The 7,851-nt window shown below is 62.0% G+C and carries 7 protein-coding genes; 6 read left to right on the forward strand and 1 reads right to left on the reverse strand.

Translation table 11 applies throughout. The annotated features are described in order from the left end of the window. Positions 1–102 precede the first annotated feature (102 nt). Positions 103–1,053: a DUF1853 family protein gene (locus tag AC3WJW_RS27635; RefSeq protein WP_493728196.1), complete on the reverse strand. Its 951-nt coding sequence runs from the start codon at positions 1,051–1,053 to the stop codon at positions 103–105. 117 nt (positions 1,054–1,170) lie between these two features. Between AC3WJW_RS27635 and AC3WJW_RS27640 the strand changes: the two genes are divergently transcribed. The 6 genes from AC3WJW_RS27640 to pepN are packed head-to-tail and all read left to right on the forward strand — an operon-like array spanning position 1,171 to position 7,687. Further along, the gene (locus AC3WJW_RS27640) at positions 1,171–2,061 is read left to right on the forward strand and encodes an NAD(+) kinase (protein ID WP_008016128.1); all 891 of its coding nucleotides are present in this window, start codon (positions 1,171–1,173) and stop codon (positions 2,059–2,061) included. Then, positions 2,058–3,032 (forward strand): metallophosphoesterase, encoded by a 975-nt coding sequence (locus tag AC3WJW_RS27645; RefSeq protein WP_371319497.1) that lies wholly within the window; start codon positions 2,058–2,060, stop codon positions 3,030–3,032. Before AC3WJW_RS27640 ends, AC3WJW_RS27645 begins: the two co-directional genes overlap by 4 nt. Then, positions 3,029–3,898: a rhomboid family intramembrane serine protease gene (locus tag AC3WJW_RS27650; RefSeq protein WP_493728197.1), complete on the forward strand. Its 870-nt coding sequence runs from the start codon at positions 3,029–3,031 to the stop codon at positions 3,896–3,898. Before AC3WJW_RS27645 ends, AC3WJW_RS27650 begins: the two co-directional genes overlap by 4 nt. A 33-nt stretch (positions 3,899–3,931) precedes the next feature. After that, positions 3,932–4,192, forward strand: coding sequence for a YeaC family protein (locus AC3WJW_RS27655; protein ID WP_007979148.1), 261 nt, complete (start codon positions 3,932–3,934; stop codon positions 4,190–4,192). Continuing rightward, the gene (locus AC3WJW_RS27660; protein ID WP_007979150.1) at positions 4,189–5,019 is read left to right on the forward strand and encodes a DUF2797 domain-containing protein; all 831 of its coding nucleotides are present in this window, start codon (positions 4,189–4,191) and stop codon (positions 5,017–5,019) included. The genes AC3WJW_RS27655 and AC3WJW_RS27660 overlap by 4 nt, the downstream gene beginning before the upstream one ends. A 10-nt stretch (positions 5,020–5,029) precedes the next feature. Then, a complete protein-coding gene (pepN, locus tag AC3WJW_RS27665) occupies positions 5,030–7,687 on the forward strand; it encodes an aminopeptidase N (protein ID WP_493728198.1) in 2,658 nt (885 codons plus the stop codon). The last annotated feature ends 164 nt before the right edge of the window (positions 7,688–7,851 follow it).

Genomic DNA, 7,851 nt, shown 5'->3' on the forward strand with positions numbered 1-7,851 from the left:
GGCTGGCCCCTTCGCGAGCAGGCTCGCTCCCACAGGGATCTTCAGTGACCCAATGTGGGAGCGAGCCTGCTCGCGATGGGGCCATTCCAGACACAGAAAACATCAGGCATTGCCCGGCACATTCGGCCAAAGATCCGCCACCAGAAACAAGCGCTCGGCCTCTTCCCAGTCACCGTTGGCATTTTCCGTCAGGCGTACCAGCAGTTGTGCCGGCGCCAGCAGGTCCAGGTCATTGAGCCATGCCCGCATCTGTTCAGGGGTCCAGGTGTGCTCCGCCGAATAATGCGCCGGTGCCAGCCAGGCATGGCGGGGCAGGGGTTGCCAGCGACCGGGCGCGCTCTGGGCAACCAGCGCCTGCCAATCCTTTTGATGCAGCCAGCGACCGCGCAAATGCTGCGGATGGGCACCCGCCGGCGGGGCGGCCTGTCCGGGCCAGGGGTAGAGCAAATAACCCCCCAGCCACAAATGGGCGCTGAAGGCCTGGATATCCAGTGCCGCCAGTACTTCACGGCTCTCGGGGCGCGCGGAGATCGGTAACTGATGCTGGCTCAGGTGCGCCAGTTTGCGGTCGAGCCGATCGTGGCAGCCCGGCCCCAGCCACTGGGCGGTGTCGTGCCCGTCGCCGGATTGCGGGCCGAGGTAGAGCTTGATCGCCAGTTCCAGGTGATGCACACCGTCGCGGTCGCGCAGCAGCATGTCCAGTTCACCCAGGGTGTGCCCTTCGCGGCGAATCGGCATGTTGGCGGCAATCAGCTCAATGCCCGGCGCATGCTGCACGGCAAACTGCCAGAGGCGTTCGTAATACAGACCCAGGCGGCGGGTCCGGGCCTGGGCCAGCCAGTGCAGCAAGCCATAACTGTCCCGGTCCAGCTGCCGCAGCCACTGCTCCAGCCGGTCCGGTGCCTGTACCCAGTCGCTGCCGGCCAACGGGTGACGTTGCGGCCACGGGGTATCGTCCAGCATGGGCGGGGCGAGGATGACCCACGCCAGGTCACGCACTTCGGGATGGCGTAACTGATGGGGCAGGTGGAGCAAGTCCGGAAATAGCATCATCTTGCGAGCATAGCCCGAAACCCGGGCACACCCTTGAAGCTGAAAGGATTTTGTCTACGGGCGGCTTTCGCCCATAATCGTGGTTTTCGCCGCCACACAGATCCCCGCAGGAGCCCCATGGAGCAATTTCGCAATATCGGCATCATCGGTCGCCTGGGCAGTTCCCAGGTGCTGGATACCGTCCGCCGACTGAAACGGTTTCTGCTCGATCGTCACCTGCACGTGATCCTCGAAGACACCATCGCCGAAGTGCTGCCAGGGCACGGCCTGCAAACCTCGTCGCGCAAGATGCTCGGCGAAGTCTGCGACATGGTCATCGTGGTCGGTGGTGACGGCAGCCTGCTCGGCGCTGCCCGGGCGCTGGCCAAGCACAATATTCCGGTGCTCGGCATCAACCGGGGCAGCCTGGGGTTCCTCACCGACATCCGCCCCGACGAGCTGGAAACCAAGGTCGCCGAAGTGCTGGACGGCCACTATCTGGTGGAAAACCGCTTCCTGCTGCAGGCCGAGGTCCGCCGCCACGGTGAGGCCATTGGTCAGGGCGATGCCCTGAACGACGTCGTGCTGCACCCTGGCAAATCCACGCGAATGATCGAATTCGAGCTGTACATCGACGGCCAGTTCGTCTGCAGCCAGAAGGCCGACGGCCTGATCGTCGCCACGCCGACCGGTTCCACGGCCTACGCGTTGTCTGCCGGCGGGCCGATCATGCACCCCAAGCTCGACGCTATTGTTATTGTGCCGATGTACCCCCATACCTTGTCGGGTAGACCGATCGTGGTCGATGGCAACAGTGAGCTGAAAATCGTCGTGTCCAAGGATATGCAGATTTACCCGCAAGTCTCGTGCGACGGGCAGAACCACTTCACCTGCGCGCCCGGCGACACCATTACCGTCAGCAAAAAAGCCCAGAAACTGCGGTTGATTCACCCGCTCGACCACAACTACTACGAAGTCTGCCGGACCAAGCTCGGCTGGGGCAGCAAGCTGGGGGGTGGAGGCGACTGATGCTCGATCCCGCGCGTAGCTACGACCTGATCGGTGACGTGCACGGTTGCGCTCTGACCCTGGAGCACTTGCTCGACCGACTCGGTTATCACAAACAGGGTGGCGTCTGGCGGCACGCGTCGCGCATGGCGGTGTTCGTCGGCGATATCATCGACCGCGGCCCGCGGATTCGCGAGGCGCTGCACATCGTCCACGACATGGTCGAGGCCGGTCAGGCGCTGTGCATCATGGGCAACCATGAGTTCAATGCGCTGGGCTGGAGCACGCCGGCGCTGCCCGGCAGCGGCAAACAGTTCGTGCGCGAGCACACGCCGCGCCATGCCCGCCTGCTGCACGAAACCCTGACCCAGTTCGAAGGCCATCCGGCTGACTGGCACGACTTCCAGCAATGGTTCTATGAGCTGCCGCTGTTCGTCGATGCCGGGCGTTTTCGCGTGGTCCACGCCTGCTGGGATGCCGGGCTGATCGAGCCGCTGCGGGCGTTGTTCCCCAACGGTTGCATCGACGAGCATTTTCTCCAGGCGTCGGCGGAGTCGGGTTCGTTTGCCTGCACCGTGTTCGATCGCCTGTTGCGCGGCACCGACATGCGCTTGCCCCATGGCCTGACCATGACCAGCGGCGACGGCCTGGTGCGTTCGTTCTTCCGCACCAAGTTCTGGGAAGACGATCCGAAAACCTACGGCGACATCGTGTTCCAGCCGGACGCGCTGCCTGAGCCCGTGGCCCGGACGCCGCTGACGTCCACTGAAAAGAACAGCTTGCTGCGCTATGGCATCGACGAGCCGTTGTTGTTCGTCGGCCATTACTGGCGCAGTGGCAAGCCGGCACCCATCCGCCCGAACCTGGCCTGCCTGGATTACAGCGCAGTGCTCTACGGCAAACTGGTGGCCTACCGACTGGATCAGGAAACCCGCCTAGATCCGGATAAATTCGTCTGGGTCGATGTCGAGCGGCCGGAGGTGCTGCAATGAGTGCTGTAGCGGTTTTGCGTCTGCCCCTGGCGGTGGACTTGAGCGGGTTCGTCACCTTGCTCAAACGCATGCAAGTGCCCCATCGGGTCAGCGAAGAAGCGGGCGAGCAAGTGCTGTGGGTGCCGGACAACATCAGTGAAGATGTGCGCGCACTGTACGAACGGTTTCCGGCGGGCGATCCCGACCAGCAACTGGACATTCCGGTGGCGCAGACCATCAAGCGTCCGGGCTTTGTCGAACAGTTGAAATACGCCAGGGCCACTGCACTGGTATTGCTGCTGAGCCTCATCGTCGGTGCGGTCACCTTGCTCGGTGACAACCTGGAAACGATGCGCTGGCTGACCTTCCTGGAATTTCGCGTAGTCGGCGAATACATCCACTTCACACCGCTGGCCGACAGCCTGGCGGCGGGGCAGTGGTGGCGCCTGTTCACGCCGATGCTGATCCACTTCGGCATCCTGCACCTGGCGATGAACGGCATGTGGTACTGGGAGTTGGGGCGGCGCATCGAGTCGCGCCAGGGCAGCATCAACCTGATCGGCCTGACCCTGCTGTTCAGCCTGGTGTCCAACTACGCCCAGTACTACTTCAGTGGCCCGACCTTGTTCGGTGGCCTGTCCGGCGTACTGTACGGCCTGCTCGGGCATTGCTGGATCTTCCAGCTGCTGGCGCCGAACCCGGCTTATCGCCTGCCGCGCGGCGTGCTGGTGATGATGCTGGTGTGGTTGCTGCTGTGCCTGTCCGGGCTGGTCTCGATGATCGGCTTCGGCGAAATCGCCAATGCGGCCCACGTCAGCGGGTTACTCATCGGATGCTTCACCGGTTTGTTGGGCGGTTTGTATAACCGCCGTAAACTGGCCGCCTAATTCAAGAACATGCAATAAAGAGACGGAGACCCAATGTCCTCTTTTAACGAAATGATCCAGAACATCACCCCCGATATCTACGAGAGCCTGAAACTGGCCGTGGAAATCGGCAAATGGTCCGACGGTGGCAAGCTCACCGCCGAACAACGCGAGCTGTCGCTGCAGGCGATGATCGCCTGGGAAATCCAGAATCTGCCCGAAGACCAGCGTACCGGCTACATGGGGCCGCAGGAATGCGCCTCTAAGTCGATCGAAGTGCCGAATATTCTGTTCAAGTCGGATGCCATCCATTGATCGAGATTGGCCGCGGTGCAATCAGCAAAATGTCGGCGCGCCTTGACGGGCCGAACGTGCAATACGCTTTCCGTCTGGGCGAAACCGAGGTTCCGGTCAATCCGTTGATCGGCACCACGGTGCGCCTGGAGTACCTGGGGGCGATCCACTGCACCCATTGCGGACGCAAGACCAAAACCAGTTTCAGCCAGGGTTACTGCTACCCGTGCATGACCAAACTGGCCCAGTGCGACGTGTGCATCATGAGTCCGGAGCGCTGCCACTTCGACGCCGGTACCTGCCGGGAGCCGGAGTGGGGCGAGAAGTTCTGCATGACGGACCACGTGGTGTACCTGGCCAACTCGTCGGGGGTGAAAGTCGGGATTACCCGCGCCACCCAGTTGCCGACCCGCTGGCTCGACCAGGGTGCGAGCCAGGCCTTGCCGATCGTGCGCGTCTCGACCCGGCAACAGTCGGGTTTCGTCGAGGATCTGTTTCGCAGCCAGGTGGCGGACAAGACCAACTGGCGTGCTTTACTCAAGGGCGACGCGGCGGCGGTGAACCTGGCCGAGGTTCGCGATCAACTGTTCGACAGCTGCGCCGAAGGCTTGCAAGGGTTGCAGGAACGTTTCGGCTTGCAGGCGATCCAGACGGTTACCGGCGTCGAACCGCTGGAAATCCGCTACCCGGTCGAGCAATACCCGGCGAAGATTGTCAGCTTCAACCTGGACAAGAACCCGATTGCCGAAGGCACGCTGATGGGGGTCAAGGGCCAATACCTGATCTTCGACACCGGCGTGATCAACATTCGTAAATACACGGCTTACCAGCTCGCCGTGCATCAGTAAGGACTCCAGCATGCGCACCGAACAACCGAAGATGATCTACCTCAAGGACTATCAGGCGCCCGAGTACCTGATCGACGAAACACACCTGACCTTCGAGTTGTACGAGGACCACAGCCTGGTCCATGCGCAACTGGTGATGCGCCGCAACCCCGAGCGTGGCCCGGGGCTGCCGCCGCTGGTGCTGGATGGCCAGCAGCTGGAACTGCTGTCGGTCACCCTGGCCGACCAGGCGCTTACTGCAGCACAGTATCAGCTGACCGAGAATCACCTGACCCTGCACCCGACCAGCGCGACCTTCACGGTCGATACCAGCGTCAGGATCCATCCGGAAACCAACACCGCGCTGGAAGGCCTGTACAAGTCCGGCACGATGTTCTGCACCCAGTGCGAGGCCGAAGGCTTCCGCAAGATCACCTATTACCTCGACCGCCCGGACGTGATGAGCACCTTCACCACCACGGTCGTCGCCGAGCAGCACAGCTATCCGGTGCTGCTGTCCAACGGCAACCCGATCGCTTCCGGCCCCGGCGAAGACGGCCGGCACTGGGCGACCTGGGAAGACCCGTTCAAGAAACCGGCGTACCTGTTTGCGCTGGTGGCCGGTGACCTGTGGTGCGTCGAGGACAGCTTCACCACCATGAGCGAGCGCAACGTAGCGCTGCGCATTTACGTCGAGCCGGAAAATATCGACAAGTGCCAGCACGCCATGAATAGCCTGAAGAAGTCCATGCGCTGGGACGAAGAGGTCTACGGTCGCGAGTACGATCTGGACATCTTCATGATCGTCGCCGTGAATGACTTCAACATGGGCGCCATGGAGAACAAGGGCCTCAACATCTTCAACTCCAGCGCCGTGCTGGCCAAGGCCGAAACCGCCACCGACGCCGCGCACCAGCGGGTCGAGGCGATCGTCGCCCACGAATACTTCCACAACTGGTCGGGCAACCGCGTGACCTGCCGCGACTGGTTCCAGTTGTCGCTCAAGGAAGGCTTCACCGTGTTCCGCGATGCCGGTTTCTCTTCGGACATGAACTCGGCCACGGTCAAGCGCATCCAGGACGTGGCGTACCTGCGCACCCACCAGTTCGCCGAAGACGCCGGCCCCATGGCCCACGCCGTGCGCCCGGACAGCTTCATCGAGATTTCCAACTTCTACACCCTGACCGTGTACGAAAAGGGCTCGGAAGTGGTCGGCATGATCCACACCTTGCTCGGCGCCGAAGGCTTCCGCAAAGGCAGCGACCTGTACTTCGAACGCCATGACGGCCAGGCCGTAACCTGCGATGACTTCATCAAGGCCATGGAAGATGCCAATGGCGTCGACCTGACCCAGTTCAAGCGCTGGTACAGCCAGGCCGGAACACCGCGTCTGGCGGTGAGCGAGTCCTTTGATGCGGCGGCGAAAACCTACAGCCTGACCTTCCGCCAGAGCTGCCCGGAAACCCCGGACAAGGTACAAAAACTGCCGTTCGTGATCCCGGTCGAGCTGGGGCTGCTGGATGCCAAAGGGGCAGCGATTGCCCTGCGTCTGTCCGGTGAAGCCACCGCACAAGGCACTTCCCGAGTGATCTCGGTGACCGAAGCCGAACAGACCTTCACCTTCGTCGACATCGCCGAACAGCCGCTGCCATCGTTGCTGCGCGGTTTCTCGGCGCCAGTGAAACTGAGCTTCCCGTACAACCGCGACCAGTTGATGTTCCTGATGCAGCACGACAGCGACGGCTTCAACCGCTGGGATGCCGGTCAGCAGCTGTCGGTGCAGGTGCTGCAGGAATTGATCGCCCAGCAGCAGAAGGGCGAAGCGCTGGTGCTCGATCAGCGTCTGGTGTCGGCGCTGCGCACGGTGCTCTCGGACGCGTCGCTGGATCAGGCCATGGTCGCCGAAATGCTCTCGCTGCCAAGCGAAGCGTACCTGACCGAAATCAGCGAAGTGGCGGATGTCGAAGCGATTCACAGCGCCCGCGAGTTTGCCCGCAAGCAACTGGCTGACGCGTTGTTCGAAGGCTTGTGGCTGCGTTACCAGGCCAACCGCGAGCTTTCCAGGCAAACGCCGTACGTGGCCGAGGCCGAACATTTCGCCCGTCGCGCCTTGCAGAACATCGCGCTGTCGTACCTGATGCTCAGCGGTAAGCCGGAAGTTCTGGCGGCGACCCTGGAGCAGTTCGACGCGTGCGACAACATGACCGAGCGCCTGACTGCACTCGCCGTGTTGGTCAATTCGCCGTTCGAGGCCGAGAAGGCCAAGGCCCTGGCCAGTTTCGCCGAGCACTTCAAGGATAACCCGCTGGTCATGGACCAGTGGTTCAGTGTCCAGGCCGGCAGCGTGCTGCCGGGTGGACTTGCGCGGGTCAAGGCGTTGATGCAGCACCCGGCGTTCAACATCAAGAACCCGAACAAGGTGCGGGCGTTGATCGGCGCGTTTGCCGGGCAGAACCTGATCAACTTCCATGCGGCGGATGGTTCCGGGTATCGCTTCCTGGCGGATCTGGTGATTGAGCTGAACGGTTTCAATCCGCAGATTGCTTCTCGTCAGTTGGCGCCTTTGACTCGCTGGCGCAAGTATGACAGTGCTCGGCAGGCTTTGATGAAGGGGGAGCTGGAGCGGATTCGGGCTTCGGGGCAGTTGTCCAGTGATGTATTTGAGGTGGTCAGCAAGAGTTTGGCTTGAGTCTGCTGTTGACCTTGGCGGCCTTCGGGCCGACCAGGTTCTTGGGTGATTGAGTACATATCCGTTTTTTGGGTAACGGCGGCTGGCGGTTTCGCCCTTACGGCGACTCCCTTTTTTACAAGCGCCTAAAAAAGGAAGCAAAAAACGCTCGCCCCGAACGTACG

The organism is Pseudomonas sp. GW821-FHT07G06, assembly GCF_058986625.1.

Excerpts from the sequence above, each read along its gene's own strand:
- AC3WJW_RS27635 (WP_493728196.1), bottom strand. The coding sequence starts at position 1,053 with ATGATGCTATTTCCGGACTTGCTCCACCTGCCCCATCAGTTACGCCAT.
- AC3WJW_RS27640 (WP_008016128.1), top strand. The coding sequence starts at position 1,171 with ATGGAGCAATTTCGCAATATCGGCATCATCGGTCGCCTGGGCAGTTCC.
- AC3WJW_RS27650 (WP_493728197.1), top strand. The coding sequence starts at position 3,029 with ATGAGTGCTGTAGCGGTTTTGCGTCTGCCCCTGGCGGTGGACTTGAGC.
- AC3WJW_RS27655 (WP_007979148.1), top strand. The coding sequence starts at position 3,932 with ATGTCCTCTTTTAACGAAATGATCCAGAACATCACCCCCGATATCTAC.
- pepN (WP_493728198.1), top strand. The coding sequence starts at position 5,030 with ATGCGCACCGAACAACCGAAGATGATCTACCTCAAGGACTATCAGGCG.